This is a genomic window from Shinella sp. HZN7, from assembly GCF_001652565.1.
Lineage (GTDB): Bacteria > Pseudomonadota > Alphaproteobacteria > Rhizobiales > Rhizobiaceae > Shinella > Shinella granuli.
In genome coordinates, this window is sequence record NZ_CP015737.1 from 209,213 (window position 1) to 233,377 (window position 24,165).

24 protein-coding genes are annotated in these 24,165 nt (G+C 66.2%); 22 read left to right on the plus strand and 2 right to left on the minus strand.

Annotated elements, in window-relative coordinates; genetic code table 11:
* Nucleotides 1–17: 17 nt before the first annotated feature.
* Genes kduI through shn_RS23380 form a run of 3 tightly spaced genes read left to right on the plus strand, consistent with a single transcriptional unit; the run spans nt 18 to nt 1,947 of the window.
* Complete coding sequence (gene kduI, locus shn_RS23370; protein WP_064332920.1) at nt 18–860, plus strand: 5-dehydro-4-deoxy-D-glucuronate isomerase; 843 nt, start codon at nt 18–20, stop codon at nt 858–860.
* Nucleotides 857–1,612: a 2-dehydro-3-deoxy-D-gluconate 5-dehydrogenase KduD gene (kduD, locus tag shn_RS23375; RefSeq protein WP_064332921.1), complete on the plus strand. Its 756-nt coding sequence runs from the start codon at nt 857–859 to the stop codon at nt 1,610–1,612. The genes kduI and kduD overlap by 4 nt, the downstream gene beginning before the upstream one ends.
* An 8-nt stretch (nt 1,613–1,620) precedes the next feature.
* Nucleotides 1,621–1,947, plus strand: a complete 327-nt coding sequence (locus shn_RS23380; protein WP_064332922.1) for a cupin domain-containing protein — start codon at nt 1,621–1,623, stop codon at nt 1,945–1,947.
* 82 nt (nt 1,948–2,029) lie between these two features.
* Here shn_RS23380 and nhaD read toward each other — a convergent pair whose 3' ends face one another.
* Nucleotides 2,030–3,424, minus strand: coding sequence for a sodium:proton antiporter NhaD (nhaD, locus tag shn_RS23385; RefSeq protein WP_145926039.1), 1,395 nt, complete (start codon nt 3,422–3,424; stop codon nt 2,030–2,032).
* 342 nt (nt 3,425–3,766) lie between these two features.
* On the opposite strand from nhaD, the gene shn_RS23390 reads away from it, so the two are divergent.
* The 19 genes from shn_RS23390 to shn_RS35970 all read left to right on the plus strand — a co-directional run bounded on the left by shn_RS23390 (nt 3,767) and on the right by shn_RS35970 (nt 23,091).
* Entirely contained in the window at nt 3,767–5,386 is a 1,620-nt protein-coding gene (locus tag shn_RS23390) for an FAD-dependent oxidoreductase (protein WP_064332923.1), read from the plus strand.
* Complete coding sequence (locus tag shn_RS23395) at nt 5,383–5,706, plus strand: 4Fe-4S binding protein (protein ID WP_064332924.1); 324 nt, start codon at nt 5,383–5,385, stop codon at nt 5,704–5,706. Before shn_RS23390 ends, shn_RS23395 begins: the two co-directional genes overlap by 4 nt.
* A 59-nt stretch (nt 5,707–5,765) precedes the next feature.
* The gene (locus shn_RS23400) at nt 5,766–6,848 is read left to right on the plus strand and encodes an ABC transporter substrate-binding protein (protein ID WP_064332925.1); all 1,083 of its coding nucleotides are present in this window, start codon (nt 5,766–5,768) and stop codon (nt 6,846–6,848) included.
* Nucleotides 6,849–6,918: 70 nt separating this feature from the next.
* Nucleotides 6,919–7,785, plus strand: a complete 867-nt coding sequence (locus shn_RS23405) for an ABC transporter permease (protein WP_084438397.1) — start codon at nt 6,919–6,921, stop codon at nt 7,783–7,785.
* A 1-nt stretch (nt 7,786) separates the two neighbouring features.
* Nucleotides 7,787–8,587, plus strand: a complete 801-nt coding sequence (locus shn_RS23410) for an ABC transporter permease (RefSeq protein ID WP_064332926.1) — start codon at nt 7,787–7,789, stop codon at nt 8,585–8,587.
* Nucleotides 8,572–9,360 carry an ABC transporter ATP-binding protein gene (locus tag shn_RS23415; protein ID WP_064332927.1) on the plus strand — a complete coding sequence of 263 codons (789 nt, stop codon included), beginning with the start codon at nt 8,572–8,574 and terminating at the stop codon, nt 9,358–9,360. The genes shn_RS23410 and shn_RS23415 overlap by 16 nt, the downstream gene beginning before the upstream one ends.
* Before the next feature lie 211 nt (nt 9,361–9,571).
* Complete coding sequence (locus tag shn_RS23420) at nt 9,572–10,588, plus strand: LacI family DNA-binding transcriptional regulator (RefSeq protein WP_064332928.1); 1,017 nt, start codon at nt 9,572–9,574, stop codon at nt 10,586–10,588.
* A gap of 113 nt (nt 10,589–10,701) precedes the next feature.
* Nucleotides 10,702–12,162 carry an FAD-binding oxidoreductase gene (locus shn_RS23425; RefSeq protein WP_064332929.1) on the plus strand — a complete coding sequence of 487 codons (1,461 nt, stop codon included), beginning with the start codon at nt 10,702–10,704 and terminating at the stop codon, nt 12,160–12,162.
* Nucleotides 12,155–13,651, plus strand: a complete 1,497-nt coding sequence (locus shn_RS23430; RefSeq protein ID WP_064332930.1) for a xylulokinase — start codon at nt 12,155–12,157, stop codon at nt 13,649–13,651. The genes shn_RS23425 and shn_RS23430 overlap by 8 nt, the downstream gene beginning before the upstream one ends.
* On the plus strand, nt 13,651–14,712 hold the full coding sequence (locus tag shn_RS23435) for an ABC transporter ATP-binding protein (protein WP_064332931.1): 1,062 nt from the start codon (nt 13,651–13,653) through the stop codon (nt 14,710–14,712). Before shn_RS23430 ends, shn_RS23435 begins: the two co-directional genes overlap by 1 nt.
* Before the next feature lie 54 nt (nt 14,713–14,766).
* Nucleotides 14,767–16,095, plus strand: a complete 1,329-nt coding sequence (locus shn_RS23440; protein WP_245337452.1) for an ABC transporter substrate-binding protein — start codon at nt 14,767–14,769, stop codon at nt 16,093–16,095.
* 57 nt (nt 16,096–16,152) lie between these two features.
* A complete protein-coding gene (locus shn_RS23445; protein WP_064332933.1) occupies nt 16,153–17,013 on the plus strand; it encodes a carbohydrate ABC transporter permease in 861 nt (286 codons plus the stop codon).
* A complete protein-coding gene (locus shn_RS23450) occupies nt 17,010–17,852 on the plus strand; it encodes a carbohydrate ABC transporter permease (protein WP_064332934.1) in 843 nt (280 codons plus the stop codon). Before shn_RS23445 ends, shn_RS23450 begins: the two co-directional genes overlap by 4 nt.
* A gap of 4 nt (nt 17,853–17,856) precedes the next feature.
* Nucleotides 17,857–18,906, plus strand: a complete 1,050-nt coding sequence (locus tag shn_RS23455; protein WP_084438401.1) for an iron-containing alcohol dehydrogenase — start codon at nt 17,857–17,859, stop codon at nt 18,904–18,906.
* Between the two features lie 2 nt (nt 18,907–18,908).
* Entirely contained in the window at nt 18,909–19,607 is a 699-nt protein-coding gene (locus tag shn_RS23460) for an SDR family NAD(P)-dependent oxidoreductase (protein WP_064332935.1), read from the plus strand.
* Nucleotides 19,558–20,772: an iron-containing alcohol dehydrogenase gene (locus shn_RS23465; RefSeq protein WP_245337453.1), complete on the plus strand. Its 1,215-nt coding sequence runs from the start codon at nt 19,558–19,560 to the stop codon at nt 20,770–20,772. The genes shn_RS23460 and shn_RS23465 overlap by 50 nt, the downstream gene beginning before the upstream one ends.
* A 374-nt stretch (nt 20,773–21,146) precedes the next feature.
* Complete coding sequence (locus tag shn_RS23470) at nt 21,147–22,343, plus strand: PepSY domain-containing protein (protein WP_064332937.1); 1,197 nt, start codon at nt 21,147–21,149, stop codon at nt 22,341–22,343.
* Nucleotides 22,340–22,885 carry a hypothetical protein gene (locus shn_RS23475; protein WP_064332938.1) on the plus strand — a complete coding sequence of 182 codons (546 nt, stop codon included), beginning with the start codon at nt 22,340–22,342 and terminating at the stop codon, nt 22,883–22,885. Before shn_RS23470 ends, shn_RS23475 begins: the two co-directional genes overlap by 4 nt.
* Nucleotides 22,882–23,091, plus strand: a complete 210-nt coding sequence (locus shn_RS35970) for a hypothetical protein (RefSeq protein ID WP_145926041.1) — start codon at nt 22,882–22,884, stop codon at nt 23,089–23,091. Before shn_RS23475 ends, shn_RS35970 begins: the two co-directional genes overlap by 4 nt.
* A gap of 270 nt (nt 23,092–23,361) precedes the next feature.
* Here shn_RS35970 and shn_RS23480 read toward each other — a convergent pair whose 3' ends face one another.
* The gene (locus tag shn_RS23480; protein ID WP_064332939.1) at nt 23,362–24,156 is read right to left on the minus strand and encodes an ABC transporter permease; all 795 of its coding nucleotides are present in this window, start codon (nt 24,154–24,156) and stop codon (nt 23,362–23,364) included.
* Nucleotides 24,157–24,165: the final 9 nt, after the last annotated feature.

Below are 24,165 nucleotides of genomic sequence, written 5' to 3' on the forward strand. Positions count from 1 at the left end.
AGCAAGAGGCAGATGCCGTGACAGTTTCCGTATCCGTACGCCAGGTCGTCGGGCCTGAGGACGCCGCAAGGCGCGACACGAAGGGCTTGCGCGAGGGCTTCGTCATCGAGGCGATGTTCCAGCCGGGCGAGGTCAATCTCACCTACAGCCATCTCGACCGCATGATCGTGGGCGGCATCGTGCCGACGGGCGAAAGGCTCGTCATCGACGGCATCACCGAGACCGGCACGGAGCGTTTTCTCGACCGTCGCGAGGCCGCCGTCGTCAATATCGGCGGAAGCGGTGTGGTCAGCGTCGGCGGGCGGGATTATGCGCTCGGCTTCCAGGAGGCGATCTATGTCGGCATGGGCGAGGGCCCGCTCGGCTTCACGAGCGACGATCCGGCCGCGCCGGCGTTGTTCTATCTCCTGAGCGCACCGGCGCACCGCGCCTGCCCGACGGTGCACATCACCCGCGACATGGCGAAGAAGGTGCATCTTGGCTCGGCGGAGGAATCCAACGCCCGCACCATCAATCAATATGTCCATCCTGATGTTTGCGAGAGCTGCCAACTGCTCGTCGGGCTGACGATGTTCGAACCGGGCTCTGTGTGGAACACCATGCCGGCGCATGTGCATGACCGGCGCATGGAGGTCTATCTCTATTTCGGCATGCAGGCGGCGACGCGCATCTTCCATTTCATGGGCGAGCCCGGCGAGACACGGCATGTGGTGTTGAAGAACCACGAGGCGGTCCTGTCGCCGGGCTGGTCGATCCATTCCGGCGCGGGCACCGGGCGCTATGCTTTCATCTGGGCCATGGCCGGGGATAACATGAGCTTCACCGACATGGACAAGGTGCCGATGGAATCGCTGCGATGAGCCTTTTCGATCTCACCGGCCGGTGGGCGATCGTCACCGGCGCCAATACCGGCATTGGCCGGGCCATTGCCGTCGGTCTTGCCGAGGCCGGTGCCGATATCGTCGGTGTCGGGCGCTCCGCCATGACGGAGACCGCGGCGGACGTCATTGCGGCCGGCCGGAACTTCGTTGCCGTCGCGGCCGATCTTTCGAAGCCGGGTGCGGCGGGCAAGGTCGTCGCCGAGGCGCTGGCAGCCGGCGCAACGCCGGATATCCTCGTCAACAATGCCGGTATCATCCGCCGGGCCGATGCGCTGGATTTCACCGAAGAGGATTGGGATGCGGTGCTCGACACCAACCTGAAGTCCGCCTTCTTCCTGTGCCAGGCTTTTGCGAAAGCGGCGATCGCGGCGGAGCGAAAGGCCAAGATCATCAACATCGCCTCCCTGCTCTCCTTCCAGGGCGGTATCCGCGTGCCGTCCTATACGGCAGCCAAGAGCGGTCTTGCGGGCCTGACGAAGCTGATGGCGAATGAATGGGCGGTGCGCGGCATCAACGTCAATGCCATCGCTCCCGGTTACGTGGAGACGAACAACACGACGGCGCTGAGGGCCGATGCGGAACGCAACGCGGATATCCTGAAGCGCATTCCCGCCGGCCGCTGGGCGCGGCCGGAGGACATGGCCGGCGCCGCGGTCTTCCTCGCGGCTTCGGCATCCGATTACGTACATGGCGCCATTCTGCCGGTCGACGGCGGATGGCTTGCCCGATGAGAGGATCCATGCAGCATTATACCTTGCCTGAAGACACGGTCTGGACCGAAGTCGCACCCGGCAATCGCCGCGCCGTGCTGAGCCATCGCCCGGAGCTCATGCTTGTTGCCTTCCGCTTCGAGGAGGGCGCCGTCGGCGCCTTGCATTCCCATCCGCATACGCAGGTCAGCTACGTCGCCGAAGGCACGTTCGACGTCACCGTCGACGGCGTCACCACGCGGCTTGGCCCGGGAAGCAGCTTTATCGTCGCGCCGAACCTTGTCCACGGCGTGGTCGCGCTGACAGCCGGTCTCCTGATCGACACCTTCACGCCACAGAGGGACGACTTCCAGTAGGAGGCCGGTCCGGGGCCCGGCCCCGGCCCGCATATGGCCTCAGCTTGGAACCTGCCGGAGCCATCGGGATGCAGGGCCGGCTTCAGATGAAGGCGGCATTGATCCAAAGGTGGGTGAGGATGCTCGCTATGTAGCCCAACCCGATGGCCCAGGCCCATCGAAGATGGTTGAGAAACGTATAGTGGTTGCGCACGAGCCCCATCAGCACCACGCCCGCCGCCGAGCCTATGGAGACCAGGCTGCCGCCGACCCCTGTGCTGAGCGTGACCAGCATCCACTGGCCGCTCGACATGTCGGGATTCATCGTCAGCACCGCGAACATGAGCGGTATGTTGTCGAATGCGGCGCCCAGAACGCCGATGGCGATATTGGCGAAGGTCGCTCCCAGATCATCGTAGAGATAATTCGACAACTGGGCGAGGTAGCCGGCCACGCCGAGCCCGGCGACGGCGAAGATGATGCCGAAGAAGAACAGCAGCGTATCCCACTCCACATGCCTCATTTCCCGCAGGGAATCGAATGCCAGCATGTCCTGGTTGTTCAGGCGGCGCCCGATGTGCTGGAGGAGATAGCTGTACATCTGCAGGTATCCCAGGCCCAGCATCATGCCGAGTGCGGGCGGCAGCCCGAACAGACTCTTGAAGGAGACCGCGGTGACGAGGGTCGCGACGAACAGCCAGATGACCACGATCCCGCCGGGCTTGAGCTTCCTGACGGCGCCCGTCGCTTCCGGCGTGCCTTTCGGCACGCTGAAATGCATGAATGTCGCCGGCACGAGGAAATTCACCAGCGAGGGAAGGAAGAGATGGAAGAACTCGAAGAAGCCCAGCTTGCCTTTCTGCCAGACCATCAGCGAGGTGATGTCGCCGAAGGGTGAGAAGACGCCGCCCGCATTGGCGGCCACCACGATGATGATGCAGCCCATGACGATGAACCGGTAGTTGCCGACCCCGACGGAGACCACCACGGCGCCCATGACGAGGGCCGTGGTCAGATTGTCGATGATGGGGCCGAAAACGAACGCGAGCCCTCCGACCAGCCAGAAAAGCTGGCGGTAGGAGAGCTGCAGGCTGACGAGCCTGGTCCTCAGCGTGTCGAAGACGCGCCGTTCCTGCATCGTATTCACATAGGTTATGGCCACCACCAGGAACAGCATCAACTCGCCATAGTCGAGGATCACGTGCTTGGCGGCGGCCTCCAGCGCGGCACTCTGGCCATTCAGGGCGTAGACGAGGCCGAGAAGTGCCCAGATGAGGCCCGATGCCAGCATGACGGGCTTCGACTTGCGCAACTGGATGGCCTTCTCGACAGCCACGAACCCGTAGGCGATGAAGAAGATCAGGAGGGCCAGATAGCCGGCGAAATGGTGTGTCAGGTCGATCCGCGCGGCAATCTCTTCTGCATGAGCGGGAGCGACAGACGAGTAGGACGAGACGAAGGCCGCCAGGAACGACATCCATCGGCAAAGACGCTTCATCTTTCCTCCCTCCAACGTTACGAAATCCCCTCTCCATATCGACGGAACTTCCGCTCCGACACAATAGCCGCTGATGCGAATCTGTTCTCTTGTGCGGCGGATGCCGGGTTTATTCATCGCCTCATGATGGGTGGAGCGACTGCCCTGGCGGTTTGCGGTCCGCTTCGGCGTGCGGCTGATTTGCGGGGAGCATTTTTCTCTTCGGCGTCATCAGGCGCATCAATATCCCTTTAATCTATAGTTTTAATAGATAATATCGGTGCGTCATTGGCCGACGTCGCGGTGCCATATCCGGTTCCGACATTCTGGTTGGCCGCCTTCAGCGTGCATCGGAGAAATATCATGGCATTTCCACCCACCGCCGCATCGACCGTTCCCACTGCCTCGCTCGAACTCGACGCCGATGTGCTCGTGATCGGCGGCGGGCCGGCAGGGACCTGGGCGGCCATTGCCGCCGCCGCGAGGGGCGCGAAGGTCATCCTCGCCGACAAGGGCTTTTGCGGCTCGTCCGGGGCGACTGCGCCTTCTGGCACGGGTGTCTGGTATGTGCCGCCGGATCCCGCGCGCCGCGCGAAGGCGATGAACAGCCGCTGGGATCTCGGCGGCCGGCTGGCGGATCCGGCCTGGATGCGGCGGGTGCTGGACCGGACCTATGACAATGTGAACCAGCTTGCCGAATGGGGCTACCCGTTCAGCGACGACGCCGAGGGCCGCTCGATCCGCAACGGCCTCGACGGCCCGGACTACATGCGGCTGATGCGCAAGCGCACGAAGGCCGCGGGCGTGAAAATCCTCGATCACAGTCCCGCGCTCGAATTGCTGCGCGATGACAGCGGCGCGGTGGCGGGAGCCGCGGGCGTCCGGCGTCAGAAGGCGGACACCTGGCTGGTGAGGGCCAATGCGGTGGTCATCGCGACAGGCGGCTGTGCCTTCCTCAGCAAGGCGCTCGGCTGCAATGTGCTCACCGGCGACGGCCTTCTGTTCGCTGCCGAGCTTGGCGCCGAGCTTTCGGGAATGGAGTTCTCGACCGCCTATGCCATGGCGCTCGAAGGCGGCTCGGTCACCAAGACGCGCTTCTACGATTGGGCGACCTTCACCTTCGAGGACGGTTCGCCGATTCCGGGCGCGGCCTCGAAGGGCGGCCGGTCGGTGATCGCACGCGTGCTGCAGTCGCGGCGCGTCTTCGCCCAGCTCGACAAGGCCGACGCGGAGACGGAGCAGGCGATGCGTTATGCCCAGCCGAACTTCTTCCTGCCGCTCGACCGCGTGGGGATCGACCCGTTCCGGCAGCGCTTCCCGGTGACGCTGCTCCTGGAAGGCACGGTGCGCGGCACCGGCGGGCTGCGGATCGTCGACAGCACCTGCGCTACGACCGTTCCGGGCCTTTATGCAGCCGGCGACGCGGCGACCCGCGAGCTGGTTTGCGGCGCCTTCACCGGCGGCGGCAGCCACAATGCCGCCTGGGCGATGTCGTCCGGCTACTGGGCCGGCAGCGCGGCGGGCGAGCATGGCTGTCATCTGCGCGGCCGCAACCGGACGGTTCTGCGCGCCGGCGGCGTTGGCGTTGCCGATGGGCCGGGCCGGGCGATCGACGCCGCGGCGCTCACCCGGGCGGTGCAGGACGAGGTCTGGCCGTATGACCGCAACTATCTCCGCTCCGGCGAGCGGCTGACCGATTCGCTCGGCCGTCTCGACGGTCTCTGGAGCGGCGCGCGCACGGCGCAGGCCGCGTCCCTCGACGAGGCGCAGCGCACCCGCGAAGGCGTGGCGATGCTGGCGACGTCCCGGTGGATGTACCGCAGCGCCCTGTCGCGGACGGAAAGCCGCGGCATGCACAAGCGCGAGGATTTTCCCGACAAGGACGACAACCAGCTTCACTACACGACGAGCGGCGGCCTCGACGAGATCTGGATCGGGCACGAGCGTGCACCCTCGCCCGAGGTGGAGGTGCTCGCGGCATGATCGAGGTCATCAGTGAGGATCGCTGCACGGGCTGCAACATCTGCGTCAATGTCTGTCCGACCAATGTCTTCGCTCCGGTCGCCGATGGCATCCCGGTCATCGCGCGCCAGGATGACTGCCAGACGTGCTTCATGTGCGAGGTCTATTGTCCGGACGACGCGCTCTACGTGGCGCCCCACGCGACCGAGATCACCCATGTGACGGTCGCGGAGTTGGAGGCGCGGGACCTCTTCGGAAGCTACCGCAAGTCGATCGGCTGGATCAGGGGCGGCCGGCCCCGGCCGGCGCCGGAAATCATGCAGCGACTGGAGCACCGCTGAAGGCGGGCCGGCTGCGAGCCTCGAAATATGAACCGCAATTGGAACGAATGGGGATTTGAATGTCTATCAATCGCAGAATGTTCGTGGCCGCGCTGACGGCCGTCATCGGGTTCGCGGCCGTGCAGGCCGCGCCCTTGCCGGCGCTGGCGGCGGAAAAGCCGAGCGTGATCCGCCTCGCCTCCTTCGGCAACCCCGCCGGCAAGCCCTATGGCACGGGGGCGATCGGGGTCCTGCGGGCGCAGGAACTGCTGGAAAAGGAATTTGCCGCCGACGGCATTTCGATCGAATGGCAGTTCCCGCGCGGAACCGGCCCCGCGATCAACGAGGCCATCGCAAACGGCCAGCTTGACTTTGCCTATTACGGCGGCCTGCCGAATATCGTCGGGCGCGGTGCCGGCCTCAAGACCAAGGTCGTCTCGTCCTATGGCGTCAGCCCGAGCTATGTCGTGGCGCGGCCGGATGCCAAGATCGCCTCGATCGCCGATCTCAAGGGAAAGAAGGTCGCGACATCGCGCGGCACGATCAACGAGCTCAGCCTCTTCCGCATCCTGGAGCAGGCAGGCCTGACGCCGGACGACATCCAGTTCTTCGACCTGCAGACCGCCGACCAGATCGCCGCGATCACCTCGGGTGACATCGATGCGGTCGTCGGCGGGGGCAGCAGCGTGCTTCAGCTCGTCGAACAGAACATCGCCACGGTCGTCTTCACCACGAAGGGCAGCCCCGCCCCCGGCAGCAATTTCGGGTCCTTCGTCGTCACGGATGCGTTCCGCGAGGCCTATCCGGACCTGACGCAGCGGGTCGTCAACAAGTTCGTGGAAGCATCCTACTTCGCTTCCGACGAGAAGAACCGCGAGGCCCTGTTCGATATCTGGGCGCTGACCGGCTCGCCGCGGTCCACCTTCGAGAAGGACTATGCCGACGAGGTGCTGAAGGATCGCCAGAGCCCGCTTCTCGACGATTTCTATCGGGCAAACGTCACGGCCGGTGTCGATTTCGCCGTCAGCCAGAAGCTGATCCGCAAGCCGTTCGACGTCAATGAATGGGTGGACGACAGCTACCTGAAAAAGGCCCTCAAGGACTACGGTTACGAGAACGTCTGGACCCCGCGCGACAGCAAGGGCAATGCCGTCCAGTTCTGACGCTTCCGGCCTGTCCCGATTTTTCGACCGCCAGCTTTCACCGGATTTCCGGTGAAGGAAAGGAGAGAGCATGTCCGACGTCACCTTCAAGGCGCCCGTCATCATCAGCGATCGCCGGCCTCAGCGGGCCGGTGCAGGAGAGGGGGCGGCGCGCTCGTGGGCTCGGCCGTGGCTGTCCGATGCGGCCACCAGGGTGCTCCTGGGCCTCGTGCCTCCGCTCGCGCTGCTGGCCCTGTGGTCCTATGCCGTCCGGCAGGAATGGCTGGCGGAGCAGATCCTGCCCGCGCCGCTTCTCGTCTATGAAACGACGCGCGACCTGCTGCTGACCGGCCAGCTTGCCGACGAACTCTTGGTCAGTCTTGCCCGCGTCGGGGCAGGCCTTGCGATCGGCGGCGGGCTCGGCCTTCTGTTCGGGCTCGCCTTCGGGCTCTTCCGCACGCTCGACCTCTATGTCGCGCCGACGGTCCGTGCCTTCTGCCTCGTTCCGTCGCTGGGCTGGCTTCCGTTCTTCATGCTCGTCTTCGGCATCGGTGAAACGCTGAAGCTCGTCCTCATCGCCAAGACCTGCTTCCTGCCGCTGATGGTGGGGGCCTATGAGGGGCTGCGCAGCCGGCCGCGCAAGTATGACGAGGTGGCCAGCGCCCTCGAACTCTCGTGGTTCTCGCGCGTGCGGCTGGTGGTCTGGCCGTCCATTCTGCCCTCCATCCTGACGGGCGTACGCCAGGCGCTCAGCCGCGGCTGGAAGGTGCTCATCCTCGTCGAGATGATCGCGTCGGCCGCCGGCCTCGGCTACCTGATGATGTGGGGGCGCAAGGCCTTCCAGCTCGACGTCGTCTTCGCGACCATGATCGTCATCGGCCTGGTCGGCTGGGCGCTCGATCATGCCCTGACACGCTTCCAGCACCGGGCGACCGCCTGGTCGTTCAAGGCGGCCTGACATGGCGGCGATGGATTTTTCCGCCGCGTCGCGGTCCGGCATCGTCGCACGCGCCCTGGTGCTGCCGGTCGCGCTTCTCCTCCTCTGGGTGCTGCTGGACGCCCTCGGTGTCCTGAAGGAGGGGATCGTGGTGTCGCCGTCACAGGTTTTCGCGACGGCCCATGAGGGATTTGCCGACGGCTCGTTGCCGGGCGCGGCGCTTGCGACCTTGCTGCGGGCACTGACCGGCTGGGCCATCGGCGCGTTTGCCGGGCTCGTCTTCGGCCTTGCCCTCGGCTTGTCCGGCATCGCGCGCAACCTGTTCGATCCCTCGATTTCCAGCCTGCGGCAGATCGCCCTGTTCGCCTGGATCCCGCTGCTCAGTGCCTGGCTGGGAAACGGCGAAGCGATGAAGATCACGCTGATAGCGCTCGGCGCATTCTTTCCCATGGCGCTCGGCACCCAGGCGGGCTGCCAGAACGTTCCGGCGCCGTTTCGCGAGGTCGGCAGGGTGCTGGAGCTCGATCGTCGCGCGACGATCACCACGATCATCATTCCCGCGGCCCTGCCGTCGATCCTGGCGGGACTGGAACTTTCCCTCAATATCGCCTGGCTCGGCACCTTCGGCGCCGAATACCTGATCGGCACGGGCTACATCAACGGCATGGGCGACGGGCTCGGGGCTTATCTCGCGGCGGCGCGTGAGCATGCCCGCATGGACCAGGTCCTTCTCGGGGTCCTGTTCCTCGCGCTGATCGGCATCGGCCTCGACAGGTTTGTTCTCGGATTTTCAAGGAGGCTCGTATCATGGCGGACGCCCTGACGCTTTCCCGACCGGTCGCAAGGGATGCCGGCGCGGTGACCATCCAGGATGTATCGAAGACCTTTTACGTCGAGAACCGGACGGTGCATGCGCTCGACGACGTGTCGCTTGCGATCGCATCGGGCGAATTCATCAGCATCGTCGGGCCGAGCGGCTGCGGGAAATCCACGCTGCTGCGTTTCCTCGCCGGCCTGGACAGGCCGGACGGCGGCCGGATCACGGTGGATGGCGAGGTGGTCGACCGGCCGAGCCTCAAGCGCGGCATCGTCTTCCAGGATCACCGCCTGCTTCCCTGGCTCAACGTGGAGGAAAACGTCGCGCTCAGCCTTCGCAGCCTTGCCGGCGCACCGTCCGCGAAGAAGGAGAGGGTGCAGTCCCTCATCGATCTCGTGGGCTTGACCGGTTTCGAGAAGGCCTTTCCGCACGAATTGTCCGGCGGCATGTCGCAGCGCGCCGCCATTGCCCGCGGGCTTGCACCGCGGCCGCCGCTGCTGCTGCTCGACGAGCCACTCGGCGCGCTCGATTCCCTGACGCGCAGCTATCTTCAGGACGAGCTCCTGGCGATCCGGGAGCGGGAAAAGAGCACGGTGGTAATGGTGACGCATGATGTGGAGGAAGCGATCTATCTTTCCGACCGCGTCGTCGTCATGGAGCCGAGGCCCGGGCGCATCGCCGCGACTTTCGATATCACCAGCAGAAGGCCGCGCCACCGCGACGATCCCGATTTCGTGGCGACGAGGCGCAAGATCACGGACCTGCTCGCAAAACGGTAGCGAGGATGCACCGCACGCTTGGCAATGCCGGGGGATCGCCTGCGTGCGGGTAAGCTCTCAGCGCAAATCAACACGGTGCGTGTGGGGCGCTCACATCACGGGGCCGTTGGTTCCTATCCGTTCAGGAGCTACAGTCGGATTCCGGGTAAAGCGATTTTCTGCAGTTCCCTTCTCGGTCTGTTGACCTTTAGGATGGGCGCGGGAGGATTGTATGAACAACAGGAATTCGTCCGTCACCCTGCGTGACGTCGCGGCTGCGACGGGAGTCGACGTCTCGACCATTTCGCGCGTGCTGCAGAACAAGGGGCGTGTTTCGGAAGAAACGCGAACGCGCATTCTCGAAACAGCCGAGCGCCTCGGCTATCACGGCAACCCGGTCGCGCGCGCCCTGAAGACCGCAAAATCCTCGACCGTGCTCATGGTGGTGCCGCAGATCGAAAACCCGATTTTCGCCTCCGCCATCATCGGGGCGGAGATCGAGGCGCGCAGCAGGGGGTTCGCCCTGCTCGTTTCCTATGACAAGGGGGACGGGCGCGAGATCATCTCCGACATCTCCCGTTCCAGCATCATCGAGGGCGTCATCATCGCCAGCTTCGATGACGACGACCGGCTGCGTCAGGTGCTGAAAAGCACCGATCTGCCGCATGTCGTCCTCAACCGGCACCTGTCCGGTGACGAGAACTGCGTCGCCATCGACACGCGGCTTGCCGCGCGCATGGGGGTGGAGCATCTGATCGCGATGGGGCACCGCCGCATCGGGCACCTTGCCGGCCGGCTCGGGCGTTTCAACGGCGACATGCGCCGGCGCGGCTGGGAAGAGGCGATGGCCGCGGCGGGGCTTGATCATGGCGATGATCTCGTCGCGCAGGCGGGCTACAGTCCTGACGAGGTGCCGGCGGCCGTGGACAAGCTCCTCGCTGTCGGCGTGACGGCGATCCACGCCGCGACGCTGCTGACGGCTGCCGCCGCCATCGCGCGGCTGCACGAGCGGGATGTCCGCGTACCCGAGGAGGTGTCGGTCGTCACCATGCATGATGACCTGCTCGCACGTGTCGTCTATCCGCAGGTGACGACCGTCGCATTGCCGTCGCAGGAGATGGGCCGCGTGGCCGCGCGCCGGCTGATCGACCTCATCCAGGGGGTAACGCCTGATGGCACGCAACCCACCGGCAATCTTCTTCTGCCCCCCGACGAACTCATCGTCCGGGCCTCCGTGACCGCGCTCTGAAAAATCTGGAATTAGGGTTGACATCCTGCGCGAAATAGCTTGTTTATTGCTTGAGCAAACGTTTGTCCAAAGTGAGATCGAGGGTTTCGCAGGACATAGAGGAGGAAAAGCCGTTGAAAGAACGTGATCTCGTCTCCGAGCTTTCGGAGCTGATCGGCGCGGAAAACGTCCTGGTGGACGAGGCCGCGCGTGCCGGTTACGCACATGACCGTCTGCCCTATGCGAACTTCCGTGCGCGGGAAGGCGCGCTGGTCGGCACGCTGCCCGGTCTGGTGTTGCGCCCGGCCAGCACCGAGGACGTCTCGGCGATCGTCCGCAAGGCCGGCGAGGTCGACAAGCCGCTCATCCCCTATGGCAGCGGTTCCGGCGTCCTCGGCGGGATCATTCCGCTCGGCGAGGAGCTGATGCTCGACATGCAGCGCATGAACCGCATCCTCGGCATCGACCGCGAGAACAACCTCGTGACGGTCGAGGCCGGCATGAACGGCGAAGCCTTCGAGGACGCGCTGAATGCCGAAGGCTACACCTCCGGCCACCTGCCGCAGTCGCTCGCCATCTCGACGGTCGGCGGCTGGGCCGCCTGCCGCGGCGGCGGCCAGGAATCGAGCCGCTTCGGCAAGATCGAGAACATCGTCGTCGGCCTGAAGGCCGTCATGCCCGACGGGCGCGTGCTGGAAGTCCGCCCGCTGCCCAAGCGCGCCTCCGGTCCTTCCGTGCTCGATGTCATCGTGGGAAGCGAGGGCACGCTCGCCGTCATCACGGAACTGACCATGCGCATCTGGACGCTGCCGGCGGCGGAAGAGGCGATCGTGCTGGCCCTGCCGGACCGGGCCGCCGCGCTGGGGCTTGCCAAGCGCATCATGCAGGCGGGCCTGCACCCGCGGATCGTCCGTCTCTACGACGAAAAGGAAACCGCGCTGCGCACGGAAGGCATCGATGCTTACCGGACGCGCCCGGTCATGGCCAATATCGTCGTCTGCGGCGAGCCGGCCATCGTGGCCGCCGAGGCGGCGCTCGTGCGCGGCTTTGCGCAGGAGGTCGACGCCGTCGAGACCGAAACGCGTCCCTTCGACGAGTGGCGGGCGAAGCGCTATCACTCGATCACCAAGCAATGGCTCGACCGCGGCTACTACAACGACACGATCGAGGTGACGGTGAACTGGAGCAATGCGACCGCGCTCTATGACACGATCGCCGCGCGCATCGCGGCGGAAGTGTCGCAGGACGCGCATTTCAGCGCCCACTGGTCGCATGTCTATCCGGAAGGCGTCTGCCAGTACATGACCCTGCGCCTGCCGCCCATGGACCAGGCCGCGGCGCTGCCACTGCATCAGAAGATGTGGGAGATCGCGACCGGCGAGACCCTGGTCCATGGCGGCTCCATCGCGCATCATCATGGCAGCGGCCTCTTCCGCGGGCCGTGGATGGATGGCGAGCATGGCGTCGGGATGGATCTCCTGCGCCGCATCAAGGCGTCCGTCGATCCGCAGAACCTGTTCAATCCCGGCAAGCTCGGCTTCCCGCCCCGCGCCGGCGCCGTCGATCCCTACCGCGACAGGGGTGCCAATGTCTGACATCCTCTTGCTCGGGATCGATCTCGGCGCAGGATCGCTCAAGTCGACGGTCATTGCCGGCGACGGGAAGGTCCTTGCCACCGCCTCCGTTCCGGTCGAAACGCTGACGCCGAAACCCGGCTTCAGCGAGCAGGACCCGGAAGGCTGGTGGTCCGCCCTGGTGCAGTCGCTCCGGACGATCTGGCAGGCCGGCATCGATCCCGGCCGCGTCGCCGCCGTCTCCGTGACGGCGGGCGCCCATACGCATGTCCTGGAGGACGAAACGGGCAGGACCCTGCGCCCGGCCATCATGTGGAACGATCAGCGTTCCGGCCCGCAGGTCGCGCGGGAAAGGGCCGCCCGCGGCCCGCGCATCCTCGAACTTTCCGGCAACCGGATCAGCCCGACCTGGACCCTGCCGCAGCTCGTCTGGTTGCGGGAGGAGGAGCCGGAGGTCCATGCCCGCATCCGCCGCCTGCGGCCCGCCAAGGACTGGCTGCGCCGCCGTCTCGACGGCAGCGATGCCACGGATGTCACGGATGCCTGGGGCCTGATGCTGGCCGACGCGCAGCGCGACGGCTGGTCGGCCGAATTGTGCGCGATGGCCGGGCTGGAGCCCGGCGTGCTGCCGCAGATCGTCGGATCGACCGCAACGACCGGGACCGTGACGGCGGCGGCCGCCGCCGAGACGGGGCTGCGGGCGGGAACGCCCGTCGTCTGCGGCACGTCCGATACCAATGCGGAAACCTATGCGGCCGGCATGACGCGGCCGGGCATCGGCGCGCTGAAGCTGGCGACGGCGGGCACGGTCTCCACGCTCACCGCCGCGCCGGTCTTCTCCGACGACGTCATCCATTACCCGCATCTCGTTCCGGGCCATCACTACGCCATCCTCGGCACCAATTCCTGCGCTTCCGCCCACCGCTGGCTGCGCGATGCGCTGTTTTCGCAGATCGGCTTCGACGGCATGGACGAGAAGGCGCGGGAAGCGCCGGCGGGGTCGGAAGGCCTGCTCTTCCATCCCTATCTCAACGGCGAGCGGAGCCCCTATTGGGATCCGGACCTGCGGGCCTCTTTCGTGGGGCTCGGCTTCCAGCACGGGGCACCGCACATCTGCCGCGCGCTCTACGAAGGCATCGCCTACACGCTGCGCGATTGCCTGACGGTGCTGCACGCCCGCGGCGTGGGCTTCACGACCGCGCGCCTCGTCGGCGGCGGCACGCGCAGCGCCCTGTGGCGCCAGATCATCGCCGATGTCACGGGCCTCACGATCGAGGTGCCGGCGGAAGGCGATGCATCCTACGGCGCGGCCCTCATCGCCGGCATCGGCGCCGGTGTCTTTGCCGACACGGCGGACGCGGCCCGCGTCATCAAGGTGGCCGAAACCCTGACCCCGGCCGCAGGCGTCGCCGGGGTCTACGATGCGGGCTTTGCCCGCTTCCGGGCGGCCAAGGAGGCGCTGACCCCGGTCAATCATGAGACGGTCCGGGCAATCAGGGAGGCGAAGTGATGGCGGAAGTCAGTCTGCGCAAGCTGCGCAAGACCTATGGCCCGGTGGTCGCGGTGGAGGGCGTCGATCTCGAAATCGCCAAGGGCGAGCTGATCGTGCTGCTCGGCCCCTCGGGTTGCGGCAAGTCGACCACGCTGCGCATGGTCGCAGGCCTCGAGACGATCAGCGACGGCAAGCTGCATATCGGCGGGCGCGACGTCACGGCGCTGGAGCCGAAGGATCGCGATATCGCGATGGTGTTCCAGAACTATGCGCTCTACCCGCACAAGACGATCCGGGGAAACATGTCCTTCGGCCTGAAGATGCGGGGCACCGGCACGGCGGAGATCACGAAGCGGGTCGATGCGGCGGCCGAGATGTTGGACATCACGCATCTGCTGGACCGCAAGCCCGGCCAGCTCTCGGGCGGCCAGATGCAGCGCGTGGCGCTCGGCCGCGCGCTGGTGCGCGATCCGGCCGTCTTCCTGCTCGACGAGCCGCTGTCCAATCTCGACGCCAAGCTGCGCTCGCGCATGCGCGAGGAGATCGCCCTGCTGCAAAGGCGCATCGGCAAGGCGATGCTCTATGTCACGCACGACCAGACCGAGGCGATGACGCTCGCCGACCGCATCGTCATCATGCGGGACGGGCGGGTGCAGCAGATCGGTTCGCCCCTGGAGGTCTACGACCGCCCGGCCAACGCCTTCGTCGCCGGTTTCATCGGCTCGCCCGAGATGAACCTCATCGACGCGGACCTTGCCGACGGGCGGCTGGTGCTCGGCGAGGGCGTTTCGCTTCCTGCCCCGCCGGGCCTGGCGCGCCGGGAGGGGCGCGTGACGGTCGGCATGCGGCCGGAGGCGATCGCGCCGGCCGGGGAGGGGCTGCCATTCACCATCCGGGGCATTGAGCAGCTCGGCTCGCAGACCCTGTTCATCGGCGAGCTGGCGGGACGCCGCCTGCGCGTCATGACCGGCCGCCGCGACGGCGTGGCGCTCGGCAGCGGCATGAGGATCGCCGTGCCGGAGGCGGCGATCCATCTCTTCGACCGCGAAAGCGGCGAAAGGCTTACCACCGGCCGGTAACGGCCAACGCATCGGGAGCGTCCGCACAAGGGGCGGATCATGGGAGGAGAAGACATGACATACGAAAAAACCAAGGGTGGCGTGTGGACCCGGCGGCAGGCCCTCAAGGGCGCGGGCGCGCTCGGCATGGGCCTTGCGCTGTCGGGGCTGGCCGCGCCTGCGCTGCGCGCGCAGGAAAAACGCCCCATCCGCTTTCTGAACTGCGAGACGGGCAAGGATACGCTCGCCTTCTTCGCCAGGATGGCCACGGAATACAAGGAGAAGGCCGGCGTCGAGGTCATCGTCGATTCGGTGCCGCTCGACGAGGCCTTCACCAAGATCACCAACGGCATCCGCTCCGGCACGCCCTATGACGTCGCCAATGTCGGCTTCATCGGCCAGGTCCTTCTCCTCGCCGAAGAGGAGCAGATCGTGCCGCTGAACGAGCTCACCGACGAGTTCAAATGGGGCAACAACATCCTTTTCCCCATCGACGGCAAGGTCTACTGGTATCCCTTCGACTACAACCTCGCGCTCATCTACTATCGTAAGGACCTCTACGAGGCGAAGGGCCTCTCGGTGCCGAACACCTGGGATGCCTTCGCCGGCAATTGCGAGGCGCTGGTTGAGGGCCGCCAGAAGGGGTGCCTGTTCCCCATCGGCTCCAACGGCGCGGCCAACTGGATGTCCTTCGCCTTCCTGTGGGCCGAGGGCGTCAAGCTCTTCGACGACGAGTGGAACGTCATCATCGACAATGACGAGATGAAGCCGAAGGCCGCCGCCTATCTCGACTTCATGGCGCGGCTCTACGCCACCATGCCGCCCGGCGCGCTTCAGGCCGGCTATTCGGACGTGCTGTCGAACCTCGTTGCCGGCACGGTCGCGCATGGCGCCTATGCGGGGCGCGTCTACGAGGCCGCGGCGCGAGACAATCCCGACATGGGCGGGCGCCTCGGCATCATGCCCTACATGGACAGCGCCGGAAAGCAGACGGCGGTCAGCCACGGCTATGACGGCTGGGTCGTGCTGAAGACCGACAATACCGGCAATGCCATGGAGTTCATGCGCTGGCTGACGACCGACCGCATGGTCGACTTCCTGCACAGCGCGCCCGTGCACTTCCAGCCGGCCCGGCTCGACATCTACGACGACCAGCGCTGGCGCGACAATGCGCTGATCAAGCAGTTCGGCGCGGAGATCGACCAGATGCGCAACCTCGTCACCGACGGATCGGTCATCCTGACCTCGATCGACACGCAGGGCCCGCGGCCGGACGTGCGGCCGGGCAAGGTGTTCGAATCCTTCGTCATGCCGGAAATGCTGCAGAACAAGATCCTGCGCGAGATGGACTCGGCCGAGGCGGTGGCGCAGGCTGCGGCCAAGATGCGCGACGTCATCAAGTGACGAGATGCCGGGGGAGGGCGCGCCTCTCCCCTGGCCCGTTCCCACAGGAGTTTTCGAATGACCCGCTGGCTGCTGCCCGGCTTTCTCGGCGTCGGGGTCCTTGCGACCCTTTTGCTGATCGTCGGCCCCGCGTTGTACGCGGTATCCCTCAGCTTCTACGACATGCCGTCGCTGACGGCCGATCCGGTCTGGGTCGGTTTTGCAAAATACGCCCAGGTCCTGGCGAGCGCCGCCTTCTGGAACGCCCTGTGGAACGGCATCGTCTATGCCGGGCTTGCGATCGTGCTGCAGGTGGTGCTCGGCATCGGCTTCGCGCTGCTCTTGAACCAGAACTTCATCGGCCGGTCGCTGCTGCGGGGGCTCGCCTTCCTGCCCTATCTCCTGCCGACGGTCGTCGCCGTGCTGGTGTTCAAGTGGATGGTGGACGGCTCGCTCGGCATCGTGACGATCCTGATGGACGACTGGGGCCTGCCGCCGATCTACTGGTTCGAAACGGAAACGGCCTCGATGGTCTCCGTCATCCTGATCTCGGTCTGGCTGTGGACGCCGTTCGTCACCACGACGTTCCTCGCCGGCCTGCAGACGGTGCCGGGCCAGCTCTACGAGGCGGCGCGCGTCGATGGCGCCGGGCCGATCCGGCAGTTCTTCCATGTCACGCTGCCGTCGCTGCGGCCGATCCTGACCGTCATCATCCTTCTGCGCGGCGTGTGGATGTTCAACAAGTTCGATGTCGTCTGGCTGGCGACGGGCGGCGGGCCGCTGGGGGCCACGGAGCATCTGCCGGTCCTGTCCTACCGGGAGGCCTTCGCGCTCTACGACATCGGAAGCGGTGCGGCCATCGCGACGCTCTCCTTCTTCGTCCTCATGGTCGCCGTGGCGATCTACTTCCGCGTATTCCCGATGGAGCAAGGCAAATGAGCGGGCAAATCCGACCCCGGCGGATCGCCGGCCGCATGGGGCTCTACTTCGCGGCGATCGTGCTCGCCGTCTACAGCGCCTTCCCGATCTACTGGATGATCGTCTCCTCCCTGCGCCCCACGCAGGAAATGCTGATGAACCCGTCGCTGGTGCCGCAACGCTGGACGCTGGAATACTATACCAGCCTGCTGGCGCAGACCGACTATCCGCGACAGTTCCTCAACAGCCTGATCGTCGCGGTGACCACGGTGGCGCTGACGATGGTCCTGTCGGTGATGATCGCCTATGGCGTCACGCGCCAGCGTATCCGCGGCAAGCAGATGATCATCGCCGGCATGCTCTATGCCTACATGTTCCCGCCGCTGCTGCTCGCCATCCCGCTCTATGCGATGTTCTCGGTCGTCGGGCTCAACGACACGCTGCTCTCGCTCGTCATCTCGCATCTGACGATCACCATGCCGCTCGGCGTCTGGTTCCTCTGGGGCTTCTTCAAGACCATGCCCTTCGAGCTGGAGGAGGCGGCGATGGTCGACGGCTGCACCCGGCTCGGCGCGTTCCTGCGCGTGGTGCTGCCGCTCTCGGTTCCCGGCCTCGTGACGGTCGCGATCTTCGCCTTCCTGCTCTCGTGGACGGACTATACCTTCGCACTCGTCATGATCGGCTCGGACGCCAACAAGACCGTGCCGCTCGGCCTTGCCTCGATGATCGGCGCCTTCGACCTGCGCTGGGGCGACGTGATGGCGGGCTCGACGCTGATCGCCCTGCCGCTCTTCGCCGCCTTCCTGGCGCTGTCGCGCTACTTCGTCCAGGGCCTGACGGCCGGCGCCGTGAAAGGGTGATGCCATGACCATGCGTATCCTGGGGGCGCCGCTGCGCTATGTGCAGGGGCCGGGCGCCATCGACCGGCTGGCGGAAGAGGTGGCGATCGTCGGGGGCGGGCCGGTGGCCGTGGTCATCGATCCGGTTGCCCGCACCCTTCTTGGCGAACGTATCCTCCGCCAGTTGCCCGATGCCCGCCTCATGGAATTCGGCGGCGAATGCACCGCGGCGGAAATCGCCGCGCGCGCCGCGGAGGCGGGCGATGCCCAGCTTCTCATCGGCGTCGGCGGCGGCAAGGCGATCGACACCGCGAAGGGGGCCGCGATCGAGCGCAGCCTGCCGGTCGCCATCGTGCCGACGATCGCCTCCAACGACAGCCCCACCAGCCACATCGCGGTCGTCTATACGCCGGACCACGCCGTCGAGGGCGTGCGCCGCATGAAGACCAATCCCGTGCTGGTGCTGGTCGACACCGCCGTCATCGCCGGGGCGCCGCGCCGGTTCCTCGCCGCCGGCATCGGTGATGCGATGTCGAAGCCCTACGAGCTTGCCGGCGCGCTGGCCGGCGGCGGACTCAACTTCTTCTCGGGCCGGCCGACGGAGCTGACGCAGGCGATCGTCTCCCGCGCCCGGGAGATCCTTCTCGCCGACAGCGAGGCCGCCATGGCGGCGGCCGGGCCCGACGAGGCCTTCGAGCGCGTCGTCGAGGCGGCGGTGCTCCTGAGCGGCCTCGCCTTTGAAAGCGGCGGCCTTTCCATCGCCCACGCCATGGTGCGCGGACTGTCGGTCATGCCGGCACTGGGCGGCCTGCTGCACGGCGAAATGGTCGCGCTCGGCACGCTGACGCAGCTCGCCGCCGGGCAGGGCAGCGCGGAGGAGATCCGCGCGCTTGCCGGTTTCTTCCGCCGCATCGGCCTGCCCACCGGCTTCAAGGCGTTCGGCATTACGGCAGAGGCCGATTTCCGGCGCATGGCCGAGATCGGGCTCGCCGCGCCCTATGCGCCGAACTATTATCGGAAACTCGATGCCGGCGATCTCGTGCGCGCGATGCGGAGCCTCGACGAAAGGAACTGACGATGGGAGAGACACGAAACGTGGTGGTTACCGGGGGAGGGACCGGCATCGGGCTGGCGACGACCCAGGTGCTCGTCGAGCGCGGTTGGCAGGTGACGGCTGCGGGCCTGGAGCGGGAAGACGGCTTTCCCGATGCCGCCCGCTTCGTCGAATGCGACGTCACCGATGCCGCCTCGCTGGCCAAAGTCTTCGAGGGGATCGAGACGCTCGGCGGGCTCGTGACCTGCGCAGGCACCATCCAGTATGACAGGGAGTGGGACGAAGCGGTTTTCGAGAAGGTCATGGCGGTGAACGTCACCGGCGTCCTTTCCTCCTGCACCGCGGCCCGCGACGCGCTCCAGCGCGGCGGCGGCGCGGTCGTCAACATCGCCTCGATGTGGAGCTGGTTCGGCAACCCCGTCGCGCCCGCCTACGGCACCAGCAAGGGGGCCGTCGCGGCGCTGACGCGTTCGCTGGCCGTCGCCTGGGGCGCGAGCGGCATCCGCGTCAACGCGGTGGCGCCCGGCTGGGTGGAGACGCGCATTTCGGAAGGGGCGCGGGCGGATGCGGCGCGGCGCGCCCGGATCGACGCGCGCATTCCCATCGGCCGGTGGGCCGCCACGGTGGAGATCGCACGGGTCGTGGCGTTCCTCCTGTCGGAAGATGCTTCCTATGTCCACGGCGCCATCGTGCCCGTCGACGGCGGCTATCTGGCGGCCTGATCCCATGCAGCCGTTCCAGTTCAACACCGTTCCGAGCCTTGCCGTCGAATGGGGCGGAGCGGCCCATATCGGCGAGAGGCTGGGTGCCTGGTTTGCCGCGCGCAACCTCCTGCTCGTCACGGATGGCGGCCTCACGGCCTCGGGCGTTCTGGACCCCGCGCTTGCCTCGCTTCAGGCGAGCGGCTTCGCCGTCACCGTGTTCGACGCCGTCGTTGCCGACCCGCCCGAAAGCGTGCTTCTCGATTGTGTCGCGCGCGCCAGGGCCGCGCAGGCCGACATCGTGCTCGGCTTCGGCGGCGGCTCGTCCATGGACGTGGCGAAGCTCGCCGCCGTTCTCATCCGGTCCGGGCAAAGCCTTGCCAGCCTCTACGGCATCGGCAAGGTCGAGGGCGGGCGCCTGCCGCTCGTGCAGGTCCCGACCACGGCCGGCACGGGATCGGAGGTGACCAACATCACGATCCTGACCACGGGCGAGACGACGAAGATGGGCGTGGTCGCCGACCAGCTCTATGCCGACCGGGTGCTGCTCGACGGGGCGCTCACCTGCGGCCTGCCGCCGCTCCACACGGCCGCAACCGGCATCGACGCCATGGTGCATGCGATCGAAGCCTATACGTCGCGGCACAGGAAGAACCCCATATCCGACCTTCTCGCCTGCGAGGCGTTGCGGCTTCTGTCCACCCACCTGGTTGCCGCATGCCGCAACGGCAGTGACCGCACGGCGCGCGAGGCGATGCTTCTCGGCGCGACGCTGGCCGGGCAGGCCTTCGCGAATGCGCCTGTGGCCGCGGTCCACGCTCTGGCCTATCCGCTCGGCGGCCGCTGCCACATCCCGCACGGCCTCGCCAATGCGCTCATGCTCGGACCGGTGCTCGATTTCAACCTGAAGGCCGCAGCGCCGCTTTACGCCCGGCTTGCCGTGCCCGTCGGCGCAGATCTCGTCGGTGCGAAAAGCGAAATGGACTGCGCCCGCCGCTTTCTCGATCGCATGCTGGAGCTTATGGATGCTTCCGGTGCGCCGCGCCGGCTGCGCGACGCCGGCGTGGTGGAAGACATGCTTCCAACGCTTGCGGCCGACGCGATGTTGCAGACCCGGCTTCTCGCCAACAATCCGGTGCCATTGAGTGAAGCGGATGCGCTGTCACTGTATCGCTCCGCCTATTAGCGCGTTTCCTCGAATCGCGAGAACGCGTCGCGCGTTTGCCGGAATTGCACCACGCCGGATCGGCATGCGCTGCATCCCTATCGTCGCGGCGAGGAGATGGATGAGCCTTTGACGTGGACCGTCCCGCGTTCATAGCGGGTTGTGAAACGTCGCCCTTCTCGGCTCTGCCGGCATCGCGTGTCATGCGGACCGCGAAACTTCCTCCTGCCGCTCCGCAGCACCTCCGGGGAACGAAGACAGGCGGGCGGGACGCCGGCCGGCACCAACTTGGAAAAATATTTCACTTTGAGGGGTGAGACGCCGGGCAGCGTCGTTCGTCCTGGACAGTAGAGCCATTGTCCCGGCGTTTTGGAAGTTTGGAATTGTTGGAAGCGATGCGGCCCGCGAAGGAAAAGAAGAAGACGTCCCGTTTGTGGCTGATCGTTCATAGCTGGCTGACCTTGCCGCTGTGGGTCCTGATCTTCTTCGTCTGCCTGACGGGAACGATTGCGACCGTCAGCCAGGAGCTCGTGTGGCTGGCAAAGCCGGAGGTTCGGGCGAACCGCCCGGCGCCGGATGCCGTGCCGCTCGGCTACGATGCGGTCCTTGCCGCCGTGGAGCAGGCCGAGCCCGGTATCGCGGTGAACTCCATCGCGCGCCCGGTGAAGTCGATCTTCGCGCTGGATGTCTTCGTGACCTATCCGGACGGGCGGACACGTTCGCTCTACGTCAACCCGTATACGGGCGCCATCCAGGGCGTCGGCGGCGTGTTCGACTTCCGCTACTTCATGCGCGCGCTGCACGGCTGGCTGCTCGTGCCCTTTGTCGGGGCGACGAGCTGGGGCTGGTATCTCGTGTCGGCCTTGTCGATCCCCATGCTTGGCTCGCTCGTCACGGGGCTTCTCGTCTACAAGAAATTCTGGCGCGGCTATCTCAACCCGCGCCTGCGTCTGCGCAACGGTGCGCGCATCTTCTGGGGCGATTTCCATCGGCTGGCAGGCATCTGGTCCGTTCCGTTCATCGCCATCATGGCGGTGACGGCGGGCTGGTTCCTGATTCAGCAGATTCTCGCGGACAACAGCATCACCGTTTCGACCGCCGGCGTGCCCCCGGTCGTGGCACGAGAGGACATACCGGCCGGGAGCGGAGCGAAGGCGCCGTGGATTTCGCTCGACCGGGCCGGCGAGCTGGTCCGCGAGAAATTTCCGGATCTGAGCCCGGATTTCGTCTCGCTGCCCGGCAATGCCTTCAGCCATATCGTCGTCGGCGGGCGTGGGGCCTATCCGCTGATCTTCGAAACCGCCAACGTCAATCCCTACAACGGCAAGGTCGAATGGACGCGCCGGGTCTCCGACCGGTCGGCGCTCGAACTCGTGACCGAGAGCATGCGCCCGCTGCATACCGGCGACTTCGCCGGTCTCTGGCTGAAGCTCGTCTATTTCGTCTTCGGGCTGCTGCTCACCATGATGGTGTTCTCCGGCATGATGATCTGGCTGAAGCGCACGGCGCAGGCGACCGCCAAGCTGGTGCGCGATGTCAGGGCCGAGCGTGCCGCGCCGTCGGTGGGCCGTGCGCGGGAGGCGGCGGAATGAGCACGGCGAAGGTAAAGACCAATCCCCATGCCGGTCTGCCCGGCGGGCGGCATCGGTGGCGCTTTCATCTCAGTGTCCTGCTGCTCATCATTCCGATTGCGCTTGCTCCGAAATTCCTCCGCGAGGAGGCGTTGTTCTTCGGCGATTCCGGCCTCGGCCAGCGCGAACTGGGTGAGATGGCCATCGGCCCCTGGCATGTCAGCGTTGCCGAATACATGGCAGATACGCCGATCGACCAGGGCCTTGCCGGTCATATGAAGACCTTCGCCATCCGCTGGAACCCTGAAGACGCTAATCATATCAAGGCGAGCTATTTCAAGATCGGCAAGCCGCGCTCACTGCGTGCCGCCGGCGTCGTCCTGTCGGGAGCTCCCTATCGACAGATGGCCGATGTGCCGATCCCGCAGCGCGCCAGGCCTGACGACGCCCTGTGGCTGACCGTCGAGGGCTGGGATGACACCGTGCACCAGGTGGCCATTCCTCTAAACGAAGCATCACCCGCCACCATCGCGTGGCAGAAGCAGCGCGAAGAAGCGCAATGAGAAAACGGAATCTCTGGCGCGTCGCCGCGCTGGCCGCAGCGATCGCTTCGCCCGCACAGGTGCATTACCCTACTGCACCTGTGCGATGGAGACGGGGCACCCTCACCGCAGCTCCCGGCGAATGGACCACAGCGCGCGTCGAAAAAATTGCCGCATGGCTCAAAGCCAACAGCGTCTCCGTCGTGCTGCTCGATGCCGCGCCCTGACCGGAGCTCTCGGTGGCCATGAAGGCGGTGAGGCCCGTCCTGCTTGCGACCGTCGGGGCGGACAAGCCCGATATCCTCCAGGTGACGGCCGGCAATCTAGAAGCGCTGACGCGGGCATTCCGGGTGTGACAACCCCCTCCCTTGCACGACCAGGCGGGCGTGCAAGGGGGCTCGGGAAACGGGCGGAGAACGCCCGGTATTTTCGATCAGACCGCTGTCCGCAGGCAGCCATGACTTTGGCATGCCTGGGCAGTCGTGTCGTGCCGCCGCCTATTTGACGAAGGCCTTGCCGAGGCCCATCGCGCGCTCGACGATCATGATCACGGCGAGCGTCAGCAGGATCAGCAGCGCCGAGGCGGCGGCGACGAGCGGGTCGGCCTGGTTGTAGACATAGTTGTAGAGCTCGACCGGGAGCGTGCTGATGCGCGGGCCGGTGAGGAAGAGCGTGATCACCACCTCGTCGAAGGAGACGAGGAAGCAGAGCGCGGCGGCGGCGACGATGCCGGGCGTCAGCATCGGCACGGTGACGCGGAAGAACACGGTGAGCGGCTTTGCGCCGAGCGTGCGCGCCGCCTCCTCGCAGGCGCGGTCCTGCGTGCTGAGCGAGACGGCGAGGACGCGCAGCGCATAGGGCAGCGTCACCACCAGATGGGCGAAGACGAGGCCCTGCATCGTCGCGAGCAGCCCGAAGGAAGCGAAGACGATGAGGATGGCAAGGCCGAGCACGATGGTGGGCAAAAGCAGCGGCGCGGTGAAGAGGTTGAACAGCAGATCCCGTCCGGTGAATTTCAGCCGGGTCATCACCCAGGCGGCCGGCACGGCGATGACGATCGAGAGCGCCGTGACGATCGCCGCCAGCGACAGGCTGGTCCAGAAGGCCTTCAGCATCTGGCTGTTGGCGAAGAGCGCCGAATACCACCGCGTCGACCAGAAGGAGGGCGGGAAGCGCAGCACCTGGTCGCCGGAAAACGACAGCGGGAAGACGAGAATGACCGGCGCCAGCAGATAGACGAACAGCACGAAGACGAGGATGCGCATCGGCCAGGAGGTCTTGTGGATTTCCATGGATTTACC